Below are 17,556 nucleotides of genomic sequence, written 5' to 3'. Positions count from 1 at the left end.
TGTGTGATTGGCAGGAACGATACTGTTGCCGTAACAGAATACAACGATAACAATGACAGGCAATTACAAGGATAAGTTCAGCGCAGTCCTCATGGCTACGCTGATGGTCCTCTCCGTTGTCGCGATCGGTGGCGCGGCCCTTGCGGGCTCCGCAACCGCGGCGCACAACGACGGACCTGACGTTACCCTGAACGCGGGCGACATCTCAGGGGACGACACGTATATTGGACAGGAAGTAGAAGTGACCGGACTCTCTGAACCCGCTGACCTAATGCAGGGCGGCGATGTGGTCCAGAACCTCCGTGTTTCTGACGGTTCCGCTACCTTCAGCACGGAAGGCCTCGACGAAGGTCGATACTACATCGAGTACGGTGAAGACGAATCGACGAGCACCTTTTGGGTCAACGAACAGGAGATCAGTGCTTCGTGGAGCACCAGCACGATCAGCGTTGGGGACTCCGCTACCCTCGAATACGAGGACGTTAGCGACATCCCCCGCGACTCCGTCGACGTGTACGTGAGTGCCGAGGACGCTGACGGCAACGCTGTCAGCGCCGAAGACCTCTCCGCTGCACTCGGTGACAGCGCCGAGGTTCACGAGGGTGTTGACAACGCAGTCCTCATCGAGGGCTACGCTGGTGAAGACCTCGAGACTGACTTCGAGGGCTGGGCTGTAGGCGACTACACGTTCACCATCGATGTCGCTGACACGACCGCTGAATCGTCCGCGACGATCACGGTCCAAGAGGCAGCTGACTTCGCGACTCAGTTCAGCGCTGACGAGTACGAAGGAACTGCTGGTGACCACGCTGAGTTCACCGTCGAGATCAACAGTGGCAGCACCGCCGCAGTCCAGATCTTCGACGACGGACAGGAGTTCTACACCGCGAACATTACCGTCGAAGACGGTGACAACGACGGTGAAGTCACTGTCCAGTTGAACACTTACGAGGCTGGCCAGGGTAACGAAGACGGCGCGTACTCCGCTGTTCAGGATCCCGACACCGACGGCCAGGACTCCGTTACCGTTGAGGACGACGACAGTCTGACGGAATACGACGTCGAAGCGCGCCTCCCAGCTGACATCTACGAGATGCAGGTCTTCCCCGACACGGAGACGGAAGACGAGGACGACATCGCATTCCTCACGCTCGAGACCGGCTCGGTTGGCGACCTGAACACGTGGATCACCTCCGAACCCGCTGGCGACGATGAAATCGAGGACATCCTCGGTAACTCCATCCAGCGTAACCACGTCGCCCAGGGCGACTACCTGGTCTTCGAGGTTGAGGCGTCCGGCTTCTACGGCTACCTCACCACCGACGGCACCGATTTCGATCCGAACGACGAGGGACTCTCGATGACGTTCAATGACACCGAGGAACCGCGATTCGGTTCGCCTGACTCGGCAACCCTCGAGACGGCTCTCGATGAGGGCTGGGCTGACCTCCACACGGACGAAGAGAACGGCACGTTCTACGTCGTCGTTGACCAGTCCGCTAGCAACAACATCGACGTTGACGAGACGTGGGACGTCTCGTTCAGCGTCACCGCTGACAACAACGATTACTACGAGGAGGACGCCGAAGCCGCTGACTCCTTCTCGGTTGAAGAGCGTAACGTCGAACTCGTCGGTGACACCGACGACGACGACCGACTCCTCGTCGAACAGTCCGACGAGGCCGTGATCGCTGGTCAGACGAACATCGCACCCGGTGGCGACTCTGTCGACTACCGTGTCCGCTTCGCTGACTCCGTCATGCGTGGCTCCGCAGAAGTCAACGACGATGGTTCCTTCTCGGACACCTTCGACCTCAGCGACCGCGATGTTGGAGAGGAGTTCGATATCCGAACCACGCTTGGTGACGACCAGATCAACAACAAGGCAGTTGTTGCCGAAGGCACCGATGAGGACGAGGACAACGAGTCCGGCGCTGCCTGGAAGGCAACCGCAACCCTCCCTGAGAACGCTGTCGAAGGTGACGTCCTCGAGTTCTCCGTTGATCTCGAGAACAACGGTGACGCCGAAGGCACGACCACCGTTCAGCTCGTCTTCGACGGGAAGAACGTTATCGACGCTGAGGAGACCGTTGGCGTTGGCGAATCCGTGACGCTCGAAGGCACGGACGAGAAAGCCACCGCTGACACCTACAACTGGTCGCTCGTCGTGAACGGCACGACGATCGATGAGGGTGAACTCACTGTCGAAGAAGGCGACACTGACGGTGACGACACCGACGGTGACGACACCGACGGTGACGACACTGACGGTGACGACACTGACGGCGACGACACCGATGGTGACGACACTGACGGTGACGACACCGACGGTGACGACACCGATGGTGACGACACTGACGGTGACGACACCGACGGTGACGACACCGAGACCGACGACACCGAAGACGATGACGACGAAGGCGATGACGGTACGCCCGGCTTCGGCGTCGCTGTCGCTCTCGTCGCACTCCTCGGCGCTGCGATGCTGGCACTCCGCCGCCAGGACTAAGCAGCTGAATTAACCGGAGCAGTTCCGGTCCCGCGGTTTTCATTTTATCGAACGCTACACCGACCAGCGACGGCGTTCCGTCCACCCTCGCTCAGAACCAATCGAGGCGACGATCGATTTCACTACCGTGAACGTAGCCGACCGCTCGAGCACTCGCGTTCCACGTCCACGAAAAGTCCCCACGATCGCACGGCCGTCCTGGCGGCCCTTCGACAGCTACCACGGCTTTCGATTCACTGTCACAGTCCATGCCAGCTCGTGCGTCGTCCCTCTCTACTCTCTTGTGTCCCACTGCGTCTACTGCATCCTCACCGACGCCGACGACTGCCGACGTGAGGACCTGCTTCGATGATCGTCGCTGCTGGTCGTCAGAGTTGACGGTGGGGCTGTCCGGTTCTCACGAAAACGTCCGGTACCACACGGCCAATTCTGTGCCGTCCTGAAATCGTCATCGTAGACGGCGCTACTCGGGAGACGATAGGCAACACCACTGGTGGTGAAGGCGCGCCGTCCACGAAGCATATCAAAACGTTCCTCGGTCTCACCTCGTCGCAAACAGCATCGTTTCTGTGAGATCGCGCAGGTTCCCTTCGTGGGCCGATCGATGGCTACGTCCGGCGCTCGACACACACCACACCCAATCGTGGCGACTGCGACTCGGACCTGACGCTGCGCTTCGCCTCGTCACGATTGAGTGGTGGTCACCGCCTCCGCTCGATCAACCAGTCGCCAGCGTAAACGGCGTTTTTCGTCGCTGTTGCTCTCCCGTTCTCGGCCTCACCCCTTCTGGACGTACCCGGCTCACCGCTCGCGAATCACGGCATCGCTATTCTGTGGTACTTCGTACTCGAGTCTTTCTCGAGGCCGATTCGTCGAATCGGACGACGGGCATCCGTGGTCGAGTCCGGCAGATCCAGGTGCGAGTCGGTCAGACAGCCACTGGTCGCTCGAGGCACGTACAGTGAAAAAACGTGTGCAGATGGCATTCGAACTCGACCGAAAACGCTTGAGTTCAACGGTCTCCGACCGTGGACCTCGTAACTGAACGTCTCAGCTGGGCTCCTGGATGAACTCACCCGAACAGTCGTACTCGATGAGTTCGAACCGGGCGATATCCGGCTCTTCTCCTCTGTCGGCACGATCCGTCAGTCCGTAGATGGTGACGGTCTCGAGTTGGGTGTCGTGTTCGTCGTTCCAGCGATGACAGAGGTAGTTCGCCGTGTAGGAGCGGTGATTCTCGTTGCCGGCGTAGCGCATGTTACTGAGGTACTTCCGCCACCGCGAATCGTCGTAGGTCGCGTCGACGCTCGGCGGCCGATCCCAGTCGACTTCCCCGCCGCGCATGGCGTCGACCTCCGACCCGTCCTCGAGTTCGCCGGGGACGACGAACCACTTGGCATTCGAGGTGGGGTTCGGTGCGAACATCCGCCACTGCTGGTCGATCATCGCAGTGTCGATGACCTCATCTGCAGGGTCGGGAACCTCGGTGTAGTCGACGGCCTCGGCGTTGGCGAAGAGGACCAGGAGCAGGAGGAGCGCCGGGACGACCGAGAAGAACGCACCACGGCCACGCTCGAGGACGCTCGAGCGCGACGGCATCGGGACGTCCGCTGCAGGGAATCGCGGGACGACCGCCTGCAGTCGTGCTAGTCGCGCACGAAGCGGCGCCGCGATGCCAACGTGGGCGGCAAGGGCGGTCGTGTGGTCCCATATCACTGGTGGATAGAACAGAAGTAAGCCGGCGATGACGATCAGCGGAAACAGGCCGATGCGAAGCGTGACGAGCATGCCGAGGTGCATTCCGACGAACAGCGTCGCGAGCAGAGCGCGGCGGTAGCCCGTGAGTGCGATCAGGAGCGGCGAGAGCACAATCAGCGCGACCCAAACGTACGAAAACAGTCGCAACAGGAAGACCTGGTCCGCGAGGACGTTGCCGAGCAAGATCGTAAACTGATCGGCCTGGAAGATACGGACGAGCGCTTCCCCTTCCATCCACACGTCGCTTCGCCACTTGTGGATGGCGTTGGTGAAGTACATCAGGAACACCTGTAAGAGCACGGCCATCGTCGCCTCGCTAGCAATCGTCGAACGTTCCCGGTTGATTCGCCTGGCGTCGATCGACCACTGTTCGCCGAGAGGGAGAAAGATCCCCCACAACAACAGCAGGCGCAGGAGGATGTCGCCGCCGTTCGTTACCATCGGGTTTCGAACGTGCAAGGAGACGAGCAAGAACCAGGAGACGATCGTTACGAGTCGAGTTCGGTACCCGAGGACCATCGCGAGCGCGAACGCGCCCGCGATACCGAACAGGAGTGCCTGTACCCAGGCGTCTCCCGAAATCGCGTGTATCGAGTACACGTCGCCGTAATCCGAGTGCAACGCCTCGAGCGGGAGGACCCCTGTATCGGTGTGGAACGCGCGGAGGTTGCGAGCGCGGTTCAGCAGGTCGAGGATGATGAGGAGCCCGAGCGCGATCCGAAACGCGGCGAGCGCCCGGAGGTCTATCTCGAACCGCCGCTGGAGGGCGACGGCGAACCGATCCATGGCTGCTGACAGCCGGTCCAGAGTGGAGGTGGATTGCGAGGACATCGTTTGGGTCGACCGTTTCCGAGGTGTCACGCGCAATGACGCATAAGTTTGTTGTCTCCTTTTTTCGCTCAGTTTCGATCGGCGTGGTTTCGTGGAACTTCCTGACGCATACTCGAATTGGAGGTCCTTGTACCCGCGAATCCGCGAAAATCCCGAGCGGGGGCCATCGACCCTGATCACCGCCATCGGAATGCTGAACTACACGCCGAACGAAAATCGACCAATGAGCGTCGACCTCGAGGTTCCCGCAGATGCCCCGATCCTCCTCTTCGACGGCGTCTGCAACCTCTGTAACGGCTTCGTCCAGTTCGTCGTGCCCCGCGATACAGAGGAGCAGTTCTACTTCGCGTCCCTCCAGTCCGACGTGGGCAAGGCCCTGTGTGCCGAGCACGGCCTCCCGACCGACGAACTCGAGTCGGTCGTTCTGATCGAGGGCGAGGACAGTTACGTCAAGTCGGGGGCGATCGTCCGCACGGCGAGTCACCTTGGTGGAATCTACGCCCTCCTGTCGCCGTTTCGATTCGTTCCGCGCCCGATTCGGGACTGGGCGTACGACTTCGTCGCGAACCGGCGCTATCGCTGGTTCGGGAAGAAAGAGCAGTGTATGATGCCGACGGGGAACGTGCAGTCGCGGTTCCTCGAGTGATCGAAACCAGCGTATAGACGTCAGTTGTCAGCTGCCTGCCTCCAACCGCCAGTTGTAGGACGTCAGCCGACAGCCGTCAGTCGTCGGCCGCCGGAACTTCCTCGCTCTCTTCGAGCACGGCTTCTTCGCGCTCTCGCTCGAGGTCCTCGAGGTACTCGTCGGCGTCGATCGCCGCCTTCGAGCCCATGCCCGCGGCGGTGACGGCCTGCTGGTAGTGGTAGTCGACGACGTCGCCGGCGCCGAAGATACCGGGGACGGCGGTTTCGGTCTGGCCGCTGCCGTCGCCACCTTTCGTCTTGAGGTAGCCCTCGTCGTCGGTCTCGATGCCGAGTCCCTCGAGGTAGTCGGTGTTGGGCGTGTGGCCGATGGCGAAGAAGACGGCGCCGACGTCGAAGTCGAACTCCTCGGTTTCGGGGTCGTCGAGGCGGTCGGTTGGGTGGCCCTTCTCGTTGCGAACGAGGGTGACGTGGTCGACGCCTTCCTCCTGGGAGCCGTGGATCTCGATCAACTCGGTGTTCTTCATGATCTCGATGTTGCCGTCCTCGACGTGCTCGTGGACGCGGTCGATCCAGTAGTCTTCTGCGCGGAACTCCTCGCGGCGGTGGGCCAGGTAGACCGTGTCGGCGAACTTCGTGAGAAACGAGGCTTCCTCCATGGCCGCGTCGCCGCCGCCGACGACGAGCATGTCCTCGTCGCGGAAGAACGCGCCGTCGCAGGTCGCACACGTCGAGAGCCCGTAGCCCATCAACTCGTCCTCGCCAGGGATGCCGAGGGTCCGGGCGCTGGCGCCGGAGGCGACGATGACGGCGTCGGCGGTGTAGCTGTCGCCGTTGGTCAGGTCGACGCAGAAGGAGTCCTCGGTGGCCTCCTCCACGACCGAGGGATCCTCGAGCCGCTCGACGTTTTCGACGATGCCGTTTTTGAGCTCGGCACCGAACTGCCGGGCCTGTTCCTTCATGTTGTTCACGAGTTCGGGCCCACTGATCCCCTCGGGGAAGCCCGGGTAATTCGCCACGTCGGTGGTCAGGGTGAGCTGGCCGCCGGGTTCGTCGCCCTCGATGACCAGGGGCTCGTTGTTCGACCGGCCAGCGTAGATAGCCGCCGTCAGGCCGGCGATTCCCGTCCCGGCGATGATCAGACGACGGTGCTCGACGACCTCGCAGTCGTCGTTGCGGGCGATGCCGAGCATTTCGTCGAGTTCGCCGGTCTCGTCGAGGGCGCTGGTCTCGTCCCAGCCGCCGATTAGCTCGTCGTTCACGAACACCTCGGGCGCGGTCTTGCGTCCCTCGGCGCGGTCGACCATCTCCTCGAACAGATCCTCGTCGCCCGTGACGTTGTAGGTCTCGTAGGCGATCTCTTTGGCATCGAAGAGGTCCTTCGCCTTCTCGCAGTACGGGCAGTTCTCTTTGGTGTAAATTTCGACTCGAGGGGCGTCGCTCATGTGTCCGTACTACGCACAGGCGACCTAAACGCCTTGCGTTCCTGGCATTCCGCGGTCGACCGCGTGTCGATTCACCGAGTCGAACCGAGCGTCACCACGGTTCGCTCCGGTGTCCCGATCGACGTACTCGACGGTCACCTCGATTTGGCGGCTCGTCCGATCCTCGAGCGCGTCCTCGAGCGTAGGGACGAGGTCCGGATAGGCGACGCCGTCGGGGCGACGAACCACGGCGGTCACCTCGTACGAGGTGGACAGGTCGCCCCCGGCGAACTCCGTTCGAAGCTCGACGAGCTCGAGCCGGTCGTACTCGGAGTTGTCGAGGACGGTACGGATCTCCTCGTTGACGTCGTTCTCGAAGGAGACGTGATGGAAGAGGACGCCGCCGGCGAGCAGGCAGACGAGCGAGAGGACGAGCACGGCGGGAACGATTGCGCCGAGGCGGTCGCGGGTCAGGTTCTGTCGCAGGTCCCCTGGCACCCAGTCGCCGGGCCGGTAGCCGAGATACCAGAAGACGGCGAGGCCGGAGAGGACGATAGACGCGGCGTTGATCGTCAGCAGGACGAACGCTCCGGCCGCGACCAGGGGCGCGTTCCAGGCCAGGCCGATGCCGACGGCTGCCGCGGCGGGGATGAGCGCCGCGGCGATCATGACGCCGACCAGCGAGACGGGCAGGGCAGTCGCCAGGCCGAACGCGCCCGCAGCACCGGCGCAGATACCGATGATCAGCGAGAGGAGGTCGGGAGAGATCCGGGTGCTCACCTGGTGGATAGCGGTGATCTCGATGGTCGAGGGGACGATGGCCCCTGTGCGGATGAGCCAGGCGAACGCGAACGCGCCGGCCATCGCGGCTACTAGTCCGCCGACGAGTGAGGAGATGCCGTCGACGATCATGCCGCGGTCGTTGAGCACCATCCCGACGGTGCCGGTCAGCGCGGCACTCACCTGCGGGGCGATGACCATCGATCCCACGACGATTGCCGGCGAATCGAGCAGGAGGCCGGCCGTCGCCACGATTGCGCTCAAGAGCGTCATCGCGTAGTAGGTGAGGCGGTTCGGCGTCATGTTCAGCGCCCGCGTCCGAATCTCCTCGTAGAAGATGCTGTCGTCGGACTCGCTCCCGCTGACGAAGCGCTTCTCGAGGGACTCGAGGCCCGGCGTCCGTGCCGTCTCGATCGAACTGACGACGATGAAGTCGTCGTCGACGCCGGCGTCCTCGAGCGTGTCGAGGACCTCCTCGACGGCCTGTGTGGGCAACGGAAACTGGACGATGACGCTGTCTTCTCCGTCGGTGTTCTCCCGGAGGGTCACGTAGTCGATTCCCTCGGTGTCGAGCGCGAACAGCACGTCGTCCTGGACGGCGGAGGGGACGAGCGCCTGTATCAATCGCATCGCCGGCGATACCACGGCCCACTAGTTACGTCTTTATCGACCTGACAATCGCTGTGAGTGGACCGTCATGGATCGATGACGATGCGTTTACGGCCGTTCCCGCCGACCACCGCGTATGTCCGCTGATCTCGAGGAGAAGACCGATCGGTACGGAACTTTGCTGGCGGAAGCGCTCGAGGCGGCGACCATCGCGCCGCCGGAGGGAACCCCGATGGCCGAGGCCGCCGCGGAGTGTGACGAAATGGCCCGGTCGTACCTCGAGGACGGCCGCCACTTTCGGGAGGAAGACGACCTGGTGAACGCGCTCGCGGCGTTCTCCTACGGACACGCCTGGCTCGATGCCGGAGCCCGGATCGGCCTGTTCGACGTGCCGACCGAGGGTCACCTCTTCACTGTCTGACGCCGCCGACCACCTCGGCGCTCGGCCGTTCGATACTCAACGAACGATCATGTACTAACCGAAACGTACATAACTGCTCGCGTGACTCTTTATAAAGAAGGCAAAAGCTTTATATGCCTTTCGCCCTTACCGTATGTTAGCTGGAGCGTCCGGGTTTTCTTCTGGTTCCCCCCACCCGGGAGCTCTGAGTAACCGAGTCGATACACCATGACAGATACGACAATTCGAACCTACAGTGGCGAGACACAGCGGGAACAAGAACCACGAGCCAGCGAGGACGAGCAGTGCCCCGAGTGCGGTGGCCGACTGGTCTCGGACAGCGAGCACGCCGAAACGGTCTGCTCGGAGTGTGGGCTGGTCGTCGAGGAAGACGAGATCGACCGCGGGCCCGAGTGGCGCGCGTTCGACTCCGCCGAGAAGGACAAGAAGTCCCGCGTCGGCGCACCGACGACGAAGATGATGCACGACCAGGGCCTGTCGACCAACATCGGCTGGCAGGACAAGGACGCCTACGGGCGCTCGCTCTCGAGTCGCCAGCGCCAGAAGATGCAGCGCCTGCGCACCTGGAACGAGCGCTTCCGCACCCGCGACAGCAAGGAGCGCAACCTCAAGCAGGCCCTCGGCGAGATCGACCGCATGGCCAGCGCGCTCGGCCTCCCGGAGAACGTCCGGGAGACCGCCAGCGTGATCTACCGGCGAGCGCTCGACGAGGACCTGCTCCCGGGACGCTCGATCGAGGGCGTCGCCACCTCGGCGCTGTACGCTGCCGCGCGACAGGCCGGGACGCCGCGCAGCCTCGATGAGATCGCCGCCGTCAGCCGCGTCGACCGGATGGAGCTGACTCGGACCTACCGCTACATCGTCCGCCAGCTCAACCTCGAGATCAAGCCGGCCGACCCCGAGAGCTACGTCCCCCGGTTCATCAGTGATCTGGACCTCTCGGACGAGACCGAGCGCCGGGCCCGGAGCCTGCTCGAGTCGGCCCGCAACCAGGGCGTCCACAGCGGCAAGTCACCGGTCGGCCTCGCGGCCGCGTCGGTGTACGCCGCCGCCTTGCTGACCAACGAGAAGGTCACCCAGAACGACGTCAGTGAGGTCGCGAGCATCTCCGAAGTGACCATCCGAAACCGGTACAAGGAACTGCTCGAGGCCAGCGACACGATGACGGTCTAAGGTCGGTCGACAGCGCGTCCGTCGGTTCGGTGTCGATCGACTCGTCGTTTCAGCTGCGCGGTAACGTTTTTGACGGTGGGTGTGTATTGCCATAGCATGGTCGAAACGACCGTCCAACTCGTCTGCCCTGAATGCGTCAAAGAATGGCAACTGACGCCGGCTGAATTGCCCGACTCCACCTCGATGTTTCACTGTCCTAACTGCCACGCTTCCCGGCGTATGGCCGAATTTACTCGGACGGATCGCGATCTGCGGACGTTGAAACAACTCGGGTGACTGCGACGTCCGTCGAGCTTTTTTCGATCGCGCTCGTGCAGAGCGCCGCAGCTCGAAGGGTGAACGAGAAGTCGATGCTCGAGTCCGGGTTCGCGTCGAGTCCGGGTTCGCGTCGAGTCCGGGTTGGCTCCGGTCTCGACCGTCGACGACCGGAACGCGACCACGCGTCGGTTTTCGACCCCGGTCTCCGACCGATTTGTTCGGGTATCGACTTGATGTCAACGAGCGACACGTTCCGTCGTTCGTGCCGGTTTCTTCACCCCACTGGCGACCAGTTTCGTCAACACAGCCACTCCGATCGGCGTCCGTGGGAAACCTCGTTGGATTCCGTCAGAAACCGGAGATTACGTCGTTCAAATCCTCGTTAGGCCGATCCTTCCGAGTGGTTTTTGACGAGCGATTTCCCCTCGAGATGGTCTCGAACGGCGAAATTTCGTTCAATCGTCACCTGGAGCGTGTTAACGAGACTCAAGATAATAATATAACCCTGCAGTGGGTATGATTGCATGGTTATGAAGAAACAAGAGCTCATTCACCTTCACGGCCTTCTTGCCGAAGTATCGAACCACTGTGCTAACTGGGAGGACTGTTCGGTTTCGCTCGACGAGTACGAGTCTCTTGGGATTCGACCGACATCGATCCACAAATCGAAAACCGATCACAAAGCTGCTGTTTTTGCGCTGGCTGGGGGAATTACGAAACCGATGCGAGAGGGGGAGGCGGAAGCAGTCGCAGCCACGGCCGACTGAGTTTCCTGCGATACCCTGATCAACGACACCACCGACTGGAAAGACTGGCGTTATCTGACGTTTGATTTCGATTTCGTTTTCGACTCTCGACGTTCGTTTTCGACCCCGACCTCCGACTTCGACGCAAATTCCAGTTTTGCCGTCTCTCTTTCCGTTTCACTACCCAAATTCGTTCTTCGAGCGCTCTCGGCGACGGACTGTGCTGCTTTCGCTCGAGGCGTACGCTGGCTTCGTATTTGTGCGATGACTGGTCGACTATTGCGTCCGGTTCGTGATCGTCACTCGAGCAAATCTTCGAACTCTGGGAGGACGTCGTCGTCCGTCTCGGAGGTCTGATCGTCAACCACGTCTTCGCTGGGAGTCTCGTCGTCGTCTCGAGCCGACTCGTCGGTCGACGTTTCGTTGTCGCTGTCGCTGTCGTCGTCCTCGTCGTTGGCGTCGCTGTCGCTGTCGTCGTCCTCCTCGTCCTCGAGCACCTCGACCGAAAGCACCTCCAGCGGGATGTTCTCGAGGCGCTGGCCGATCTCCTTGCGGGCGATGCGGGAGGCGTGTTCCTCGCGTTCGACGTTGAACACGGTCATCTCGAGTTCGAGGGCAACGAGGGCTTCGTCGGCAGCGATGAACGCGGGGGGCAGTTCCTCGCCGCCGGGGGAGGTGCGCTCGCCCATGTTAATCTCGACGTAGTTCAGGTCAGGGTTCAGCATCTCGCCAGTTTTCGAGATGGCGATACGGATTGCCTCGTCTTCCGTTTCGACGTCGAACACCGGCACGGCAGCTTCGACGACAACCCTGCAGTGCATAGTGAGCTATTGTATCGCATTCGGTATGAAGGTTCGCCCGTAGTGGGCCACAGGCGTTGTCTCGCTCTCGCTCGTACTCTCGTACCGGATTTTCGAACCAGGTCAAAATCAGAAGGCCCATACCCGCACCCACGAAGGCCACGACCAGAGCGATGGCGACAGCCACTGTCAGCGACACGATTGCCGTCGAAGCCCTCTCGGGCGGCTTCGACCTGTACCTCACCCTCGAGAGCGGCCAGAGCTACCTCTGGACGCGAAGCGATGGCGAGATGTACACGGACCGTCGAGCGCCCGAAGCGTGGTACCGGACTGTCGTCGACGACGTTCCGATCCGGGTGCGCCAGCCCGACGGCCCCGGTGGCGACCTCGAGTGGCAGTCGACGGTCGACGCCGACCCGCTCATCCGCGAGCTGTTGCGTCTCGAGGACGACCTCGAGGCGATCGCCGCGGACGCGCCCGACGACCCGCTGATCCGAGCGGCATACGCGGCCCACGACGGGATGCGACTGGTCGACGACCCACCCTTCGGGACGTTGATCTCGTTCATCTGCTCGGCGCAGATGCGCGTCGGGCGCATCCACGGCATGGTCTCGACGCTCGCGAGGGAGTACGGCGACGCCTACGCGCTCGGTGGCGAGACTATCTACGCCTTCCCGACGCCCGAACAGCTCGCGACCGCCACCGAAGCCGACCTCCGGGACCTGCGCCTGGGGTATCGCGCCCCCTACGTCCAGCGCACGGCCGAGATGGTTGCGAACGGCGAGGCCCGCCCCGAGGACGCCTGCGACCTCGAGTACGAGGCCGCCCGCGAGCACCTCACGCGGTTCGTCGGGGTCGGCGACAAGGTGGCCGACTGCGTCCTGCTCTTCTCGCTGGGGTTCGACGAGGCCGTCCCCCTCGACACGTGGATCAGGAGTGCGATCGCGGAGTACTACCCCGATTGCGACCGCGGATCGTACGGCGAGACGTCTCGAGCGATTCGCGAGCGACTCGGCGGTCAGTACGCCGGGTACGCCCAGACGTACCTCTTCCATCACCTGCGAACGGGTGCGGTCGACGCGTAGCGGTTCGCGAGAAACTTGTCCCGCAACCGATTCGGCCCCTCGAGCTGGCGACGACGCGTGACACGAGTGGTGATGCTGTCTCTCGAGATGCCGACGAACTCTCGAGGTTGCTCGAGAGTCACAACGCGAGTCGGGAGTCACCCGCGACTCGAGAGCCACAGTGTGAGTCGAGAGTTACAGCGAGAGTCGAAGACGATGGGTTGGCGTCAGTGGGCCGGCTCTTCCGCCGGCGCGACCATGTCCTCGATCCGCAGAATCAGGATGTTGTTCGTATCGTCTTTTCCATCGAGTACTCCCTCGATGACCAGTTTCGACAGCGGCGTCGGCCCGACGGTGACGCTGTCGCCCTCGTGGATGTCGCCGGTCGAGCCCTGAACGTGAATCTCGGCCCGGCAGAGTTCCGGGTGGTGGACGCTCGAGAGGTCGATCTCCTCGACGATCATGCCCTCGAGCGGGGTACCCTCGTGCGTGAGCGGGACGGCCGCCGGTTCGTCCATCTGCTGGATCTCGAGGGCCTCGAAGGCGGCCGCGGTCGGCTTGTAGCCGCCTTTGGGGCCGGGTACGCCCTCGACCAGCTGGAGGGCCTTCAGGCTCTGCATCTGGTTGCGGATGGTGCCGGGGTTGCGGTCGACCTGCTCGGCGATGTCCTCGCCCTTGATCGCATCTTCGTCCTCGGAGTGAAGATTGGTGAGCGCGCGCAAAATTTTCTTTTGGCTCGGGGTAAGCTCGATTGATGACATGGTGAATCCTTGGTAATTGATTTGCTTAAATCCGATGGTCAGGTACGGTTTCGATAGCTATCTCGAATTTCTTCACGACCGTAGTAATCAATTCCGCTTCCCGCCCGTCCGTTCACCGACGGATCACGACCGGACATCCACCGGGGTCGCGACGCGGACGTGGCGGGCCACCTCCTGTGGGAGCGAGACTTGCGTTTCGGTATCTCCCGGCTCCAGTGGCCGTGCGGTCACCATCCCGAAGGGGGCGACCTCGACGATCTCGAGTTCGACCCCGGGTTCGACGCCGTGTTCGGCCAGATACGACAGGATCTCGGGGTCGTGATCGGCGACTTCCCGGACGACGACGCGGTCGCCCGCCTCGAACGCCGAGATGGCGTCGCCGGTCGGCGTCTCCGGTGCTTCAAGGTCGGCGCTCGGAATGGGGGCGCCGTGGGGGTCGACGTCGGGGTCGTCGAGGGCGGCAGCGACTCTGGCCTCGAAGTCCTCGCTGATGTGGTGCTCGAGGCGGTCGGCCTCCGCGTGGACCTCCGACCAGTCGTAGTCGAGGTGCTCGGTCAGGTAGGCCTCGAGCAGGCGGTGGTGGCGAATTACCTCGAGCGCGACGGTCTCGCCCTCTGGGGTGAGGACCACGCCGCGGTACTTCTCGCGGTCGACGAGGCCGCGCTCCTCGAGTTTCGAGAGCATGCTGGTGACGGTCGGCGAGGTGACCTCGAGTGAATCGGCGATAGCGGAGGTCTTGACCCGCTCGTCGCGTCCTGCCTGAAGCTGGTAGATCGCCTTGAGGTAGTCTTCCATGACGTCACTCAGCATCATCGTCTGAATTTAGGTGCGTCTATTCCTAAAGGTTCCGACGATCGAATCCGACCGCGAGCGCCACGTATTCAGCGGTTTCGTGGAATCGGGTACTCGAATCCGAAATCGGGTCACTCTAAACGTCGGGTGGAGAACTGCAGGTATGGATCGAGCTGTCCACGTAATCGGTGCACCGATGGACTACGGGGCCGACCGACGCGGCGTCGACATGGGAACCTCCGCGATCAGGTACGCGGGCCTCGCCGACGAACTCGCCGACGCCGGCGTCGAGGTTCTCGACCAGGGTGACCTCCCGATGCCCCGCGCTGAGGAGCGCGACCCCGACGCCAACCAGCCGGTCGAGGGCAATGCCAAGTTCCTCCGCGAGGTCGAAGACGTGACCACGCGCGTCGCCAGTTCCGTCGCGGCCACCCTGGAGACCGGCGCGTTCCCGCTCGTCCTCGGCGGCGACCACTCCATCGCCATCGGGTCGATGGGCGGCTCCTCGAGGGACGCCGACCTCGGCGTCGTCTGGTTCGACGCCCACGCCGACCTCAACACGCCCGCGACGTCCCCGAGCGGGAACGTCCACGGAATGCCCCTGGCCGCGACGCTCGGTCACGGCATGTTCGAGGGGCTCGAGTGGGCTCACGCCCCGCGGGTCAGCGAGGAATCGATCGCCTACGTCGGCCTCCGGAGTATCGACGAACGCGAGCGCGAACTCGTTCGCGAGAGCGAGATGACCGCGTTCACCATGTCTGACATCGACGAGCGGGGCATCACGGCGGTCGTCGAGGACGCCCTCGACGTGGCGACGGCAGGTACCGACGGCGTCCACGTCAGCCTCGATCTGGACTGGCTCGACCCCAACGCAGCCCCCGGCGTCGGGACCCCCGTCCGCGGTGGCGTCACCTACCGGGAGGCCCACTCGGCGCTCGAGACTGTCTACGAACGCGACCAGGACGAGGGAATCCTCCGGTCGATGGACGTCGTCGAGGTCAATCCGATCCTCGACGAACAGAACGAGACGGCCGAACTGGCCGCCGAACTGGCGGCGAGCGTCTTCGGAAAGCGGATTCTGTAGATATGTGGGCCAATTGATCATTTCTGTCGAGTTCTGTTACATGCGAACGGTGCGCACGCCTATCCGGGTTTCAACACCTTTGTATCGGTGTGTTACGGAGGTTGGCGTATATGACCGAGAACGTCGTCGTGCTCGGCTCCGGCTACGCCGGCGCTGGTGCGATCAAGTCGCTCCAATCGGAACTCGACGAGACCGCTCGACTGACCTGGATCTCCGACACCGACTACCACCTCGTGTTGCACGAGTCCCACCGCGTCGTTCGAGATCCCTCGGTTCGCGCCGACATCACCATCCCGGTCGCCGACATCGCCGACCCGAGGACCCGGTTCATCACCGACACCGTCACTGGCCTCGACACCGAGGAACGCGTCGTCGAACTCGCAGACGGTGAGGACGTCGAGTACGACTACGTGCTGGTCGCGCTCGGAAGCAGTACCGCCTACTACGGCATCCCCGGCCTCGCGGAGCATTCCCTGACGCTCAAGAGCCTCGACGACGCCCTCGAGATCAACGAACAGATCACCGAGGCGAGTCGCGATGCGACCCGCGGCGAGCCGGCTCAGGTCGTCATCGGCGGCGCCGGCCTCTCGGGCATCCAGACTGCCGGCGAGATTGCCGCGTTCCGCGACGAGAACCGCGCGCCCCTCGAGATTCACCTGGTCGAGGCGCTCGACGAGATCTTCCCCGGCAACGACCCCGAGATCCAGCAGGCCCTGCGCGACCTGCTCGAGGAAGCCGGCGTCAGGATCCACACCGACGACCCGATTACCGAGGCCGAGGACGGCGTCATCCACTTCGACGAGGGCGACCCCCTCGAGTACGACGTGTTCGTCTGGACCGGCGGCATCACGGGGCGAGAGGCCCTCGACGGGACCGACCTCGAGAACCAGCACAACCGTGTCGAGGCGAAGGCGAACTTCCGGACCTCCGACGAGCGCGTGTTCGCCATCGGCGACTCGGCGATCGTCGACCAGGGCAGCCAGCCCGCTCCGCCGACCGCACAGGCCGCCTGGCAGGCCGCGGAGGTCGTCGGCGAGAACATCGCCCGCGCAATCGACAACCGCCCGCTCAAGACCTGGGAGTACGACGACAAGGGGACGGTCGTCTCCGTCGGCGACGAGGCCGTCGCCCACGGCGTCAAGATGCTCCCCGTCGATACCTTCGGCGGCTTCCCCGCGAAGAACCTCAAGAAGCTCATCGCCGCCCGCTGGATCGCCGACCTGACCTCCTGGAATCGGGCCCGCAAGGCCTGGTCCGTACTCTGATCGAGGCTCGAGCGTTCCGTGGACCCGATCGTTTTCGACGCGTTAGTTTCGCTCGAGGGCGCTCTCGGTAGCCTTGCCGACGGATCGGTTTCGGCTGCCGTTCTGGTTCCAGACCCAAACCTGCTCTTAGGATTCGCTCAGGCCCAACTCGCCAGCGTCGAGGAGTGGGCTCGAAACCTCCTCGACGCCGCCAGTGGCCCCTGGCAGTACGCCCTCGTCTTCGCGCTCGCGGCGACTCCCCTGCTCGAGATCCTGGTCGTGATTCCACTCGGCGTCGCCCTCGGCCTCGATCCGATCGCGGTCGCCGCGACGGCGTTCGCCGGGAACGTCCTCCCGATCTACGGCATCGTCCTCGCGGCCGACCGGGTCGCGGCGTGGCTCGAGCGCCGTCGCTCGGACGAGCCTTCTAAGCGCCGAAAACGGGCGGTCCGCATCTGGAATCGCTACGGGCTACCGGGGCTAGCGCTGCTCTCGCCCATCACGACCGGGGTCCACCTCGCGGCCGTCATCGCGCTCTCGCTGGGCGCCCGCGGCCGGGACACGCTCGCGTGGATGACCGGAAGCATCGCGCTCTGGACGGTCCTCATCACGCTCGTCAGCGTCGTCGGACGGTCGGCGCTCACGGGCGCCTTCTAATCG

General features: G+C 63.3%; 16 protein-coding genes. 10 read left to right on the top strand and 6 right to left on the bottom strand.

Going from position 1 to position 17,556, the window contains the following annotated elements; translation table 11 throughout:
* The first annotated feature begins 52 nt into the window (after positions 1-52).
* Positions 53-2,509 (top strand): DUF7827 domain-containing protein, encoded by a 2,457-nt coding sequence (locus ACFQO4_RS04435; protein ID WP_500259763.1) that lies wholly within the window; start codon positions 53-55, stop codon positions 2,507-2,509.
* A 1,050-nt stretch (positions 2,510-3,559) separates the two neighbouring features.
* On the opposite strand, the gene ACFQO4_RS04430 is transcribed toward ACFQO4_RS04435, so the two are convergent.
* The gene (locus ACFQO4_RS04430) at positions 3,560-5,053 is read right to left on the bottom strand and encodes an HTTM domain-containing protein (protein WP_500259762.1); all 1,494 of its coding nucleotides are present in this window, start codon (positions 5,051-5,053) and stop codon (positions 3,560-3,562) included.
* A 268-nt stretch (positions 5,054-5,321) separates the two neighbouring features.
* Between ACFQO4_RS04430 and ACFQO4_RS04425 the strand changes: the two genes are divergently transcribed.
* Positions 5,322-5,744: a thiol-disulfide oxidoreductase DCC family protein gene (locus ACFQO4_RS04425; protein WP_500259761.1), complete on the top strand. Its 423-nt coding sequence runs from the start codon at positions 5,322-5,324 to the stop codon at positions 5,742-5,744.
* Positions 5,745-5,820: 76 nt separating this feature from the next.
* On the opposite strand, the gene ACFQO4_RS04420 is transcribed toward ACFQO4_RS04425, so the two are convergent.
* Both ACFQO4_RS04420 and ACFQO4_RS04415 read right to left on the bottom strand, forming a co-directional pair.
* The gene (locus ACFQO4_RS04420; RefSeq protein ID WP_500259760.1) at positions 5,821-7,185 is read right to left on the bottom strand and encodes an FAD-dependent oxidoreductase; all 1,365 of its coding nucleotides are present in this window, start codon (positions 7,183-7,185) and stop codon (positions 5,821-5,823) included.
* A 24-nt stretch (positions 7,186-7,209) separates the two neighbouring features.
* The gene (locus tag ACFQO4_RS04415; RefSeq protein WP_500259759.1) at positions 7,210-8,574 is read right to left on the bottom strand and encodes a DUF389 domain-containing protein; all 1,365 of its coding nucleotides are present in this window, start codon (positions 8,572-8,574) and stop codon (positions 7,210-7,212) included.
* A gap of 115 nt (positions 8,575-8,689) precedes the next feature.
* Between ACFQO4_RS04415 and ACFQO4_RS04410 the strand changes: the two genes are divergently transcribed.
* The 4 genes from ACFQO4_RS04410 (at position 8,690) to ACFQO4_RS04395 (ending at position 11,172) form a co-directional block, all read left to right on the top strand.
* Positions 8,690-8,974 carry a DUF357 domain-containing protein gene (locus ACFQO4_RS04410; protein WP_500259758.1) on the top strand — a complete coding sequence of 95 codons (285 nt, stop codon included), beginning with the start codon at positions 8,690-8,692 and terminating at the stop codon, positions 8,972-8,974.
* Positions 8,975-9,181: 207 nt separating this feature from the next.
* A complete protein-coding gene (locus ACFQO4_RS04405; RefSeq protein ID WP_500259757.1) occupies positions 9,182-10,147 on the top strand; it encodes a transcription initiation factor IIB in 966 nt (321 codons plus the stop codon).
* A 96-nt stretch (positions 10,148-10,243) separates the two neighbouring features.
* Positions 10,244-10,423, top strand: a complete 180-nt coding sequence (locus ACFQO4_RS04400; RefSeq protein WP_254159800.1) for a DUF7836 family putative zinc-binding protein — start codon at positions 10,244-10,246, stop codon at positions 10,421-10,423.
* A 512-nt stretch (positions 10,424-10,935) separates the two neighbouring features.
* Positions 10,936-11,172, top strand: coding sequence for a UPF0058 family protein (locus ACFQO4_RS04395; RefSeq protein ID WP_500260456.1), 237 nt, complete (start codon positions 10,936-10,938; stop codon positions 11,170-11,172).
* Between the two features lie 278 nt (positions 11,173-11,450).
* Here ACFQO4_RS04395 and ACFQO4_RS04390 read toward each other — a convergent pair whose 3' ends face one another.
* Positions 11,451-11,972 carry a DUF555 domain-containing protein gene (locus tag ACFQO4_RS04390; RefSeq protein WP_500259756.1) on the bottom strand — a complete coding sequence of 174 codons (522 nt, stop codon included), beginning with the start codon at positions 11,970-11,972 and terminating at the stop codon, positions 11,451-11,453.
* Between the two features lie 152 nt (positions 11,973-12,124).
* Between ACFQO4_RS04390 and ACFQO4_RS04385 the strand changes: the two genes are divergently transcribed.
* Complete coding sequence (locus ACFQO4_RS04385) at positions 12,125-13,036, top strand: DNA-3-methyladenine glycosylase family protein (protein ID WP_500259755.1); 912 nt, start codon at positions 12,125-12,127, stop codon at positions 13,034-13,036.
* A gap of 206 nt (positions 13,037-13,242) precedes the next feature.
* Here the strand turns inward: ACFQO4_RS04385 and ACFQO4_RS04380 are convergent, their stop codons facing one another.
* The gene (locus ACFQO4_RS04380; protein ID WP_500259754.1) at positions 13,243-13,776 is read right to left on the bottom strand and encodes an Rrf2 family transcriptional regulator; all 534 of its coding nucleotides are present in this window, start codon (positions 13,774-13,776) and stop codon (positions 13,243-13,245) included.
* A gap of 123 nt (positions 13,777-13,899) precedes the next feature.
* Complete coding sequence (locus ACFQO4_RS04375) at positions 13,900-14,589, bottom strand: metal-dependent transcriptional regulator (protein WP_500259753.1); 690 nt, start codon at positions 14,587-14,589, stop codon at positions 13,900-13,902.
* A gap of 142 nt (positions 14,590-14,731) precedes the next feature.
* Between ACFQO4_RS04375 and rocF the strand changes: the two genes are divergently transcribed.
* From rocF to ACFQO4_RS04360, 3 genes are all read left to right on the top strand, one after another.
* Positions 14,732-15,652, top strand: a complete 921-nt coding sequence (rocF, locus tag ACFQO4_RS04370; protein ID WP_500259752.1) for an arginase — start codon at positions 14,732-14,734, stop codon at positions 15,650-15,652.
* Positions 15,653-15,762: 110 nt separating this feature from the next.
* Complete coding sequence (locus ACFQO4_RS04365; protein ID WP_500259751.1) at positions 15,763-16,917, top strand: NAD(P)/FAD-dependent oxidoreductase; 1,155 nt, start codon at positions 15,763-15,765, stop codon at positions 16,915-16,917.
* Between the two features lie 18 nt (positions 16,918-16,935).
* The gene (locus tag ACFQO4_RS04360; RefSeq protein WP_500259750.1) at positions 16,936-17,553 is read left to right on the top strand and encodes a small multi-drug export protein; all 618 of its coding nucleotides are present in this window, start codon (positions 16,936-16,938) and stop codon (positions 17,551-17,553) included.
* Positions 17,554-17,556: the final 3 nt, after the last annotated feature.

The organism is Saliphagus sp. GCM10025334 (genome assembly GCF_042663485.1).
Taxonomy (GTDB): domain Archaea; phylum Halobacteriota; class Halobacteria; order Halobacteriales; family Natrialbaceae; genus Natronosalvus.
The sequence above is the reverse complement of the archived record's forward strand: the minus strand, read 5'-3'. Positions and strand labels throughout refer to the sequence as shown.

Excerpts from the sequence above, each read along its gene's own strand:
- ACFQO4_RS04410 (WP_500259758.1), top strand. The coding sequence starts at position 8,690 with ATGTCCGCTGATCTCGAGGAGAAGACCGATCGGTACGGAACTTTGCTG.
- ACFQO4_RS04400 (WP_254159800.1), top strand. The coding sequence starts at position 10,244 with ATGGTCGAAACGACCGTCCAACTCGTCTGCCCTGAATGCGTCAAAGAA.
- rocF (WP_500259752.1), top strand. The coding sequence starts at position 14,732 with ATGGATCGAGCTGTCCACGTAATCGGTGCACCGATGGACTACGGGGCC.
- ACFQO4_RS04365 (WP_500259751.1), top strand. The coding sequence starts at position 15,763 with ATGACCGAGAACGTCGTCGTGCTCGGCTCCGGCTACGCCGGCGCTGGT.
- ACFQO4_RS04405 (WP_500259757.1), top strand. The coding sequence starts at position 9,182 with ATGACAGATACGACAATTCGAACCTACAGTGGCGAGACACAGCGGGAA.
- ACFQO4_RS04380 (WP_500259754.1), bottom strand. The coding sequence starts at position 13,776 with ATGTCATCAATCGAGCTTACCCCGAGCCAAAAGAAAATTTTGCGCGCG.
- ACFQO4_RS04435 (WP_500259763.1), top strand. The coding sequence starts at position 53 with ATGACAGGCAATTACAAGGATAAGTTCAGCGCAGTCCTCATGGCTACG.
- ACFQO4_RS04385 (WP_500259755.1), top strand. The coding sequence starts at position 12,125 with ATGGCGACAGCCACTGTCAGCGACACGATTGCCGTCGAAGCCCTCTCG.
- ACFQO4_RS04430 (WP_500259762.1), bottom strand. The coding sequence starts at position 5,053 with ATGGATCGGTTCGCCGTCGCCCTCCAGCGGCGGTTCGAGATAGACCTC.
- ACFQO4_RS04395 (WP_500260456.1), top strand. The coding sequence starts at position 10,936 with ATGAAGAAACAAGAGCTCATTCACCTTCACGGCCTTCTTGCCGAAGTA.
- ACFQO4_RS04390 (WP_500259756.1), bottom strand. The coding sequence starts at position 11,972 with ATGCACTGCAGGGTTGTCGTCGAAGCTGCCGTGCCGGTGTTCGACGTC.
- ACFQO4_RS04415 (WP_500259759.1), bottom strand. The coding sequence starts at position 8,574 with ATGCGATTGATACAGGCGCTCGTCCCCTCCGCCGTCCAGGACGACGTG.
- ACFQO4_RS04420 (WP_500259760.1), bottom strand. The coding sequence starts at position 7,185 with ATGAGCGACGCCCCTCGAGTCGAAATTTACACCAAAGAGAACTGCCCG.
- ACFQO4_RS04425 (WP_500259761.1), top strand. The coding sequence starts at position 5,322 with ATGAGCGTCGACCTCGAGGTTCCCGCAGATGCCCCGATCCTCCTCTTC.
- ACFQO4_RS04375 (WP_500259753.1), bottom strand. The coding sequence starts at position 14,589 with ATGATGCTGAGTGACGTCATGGAAGACTACCTCAAGGCGATCTACCAG.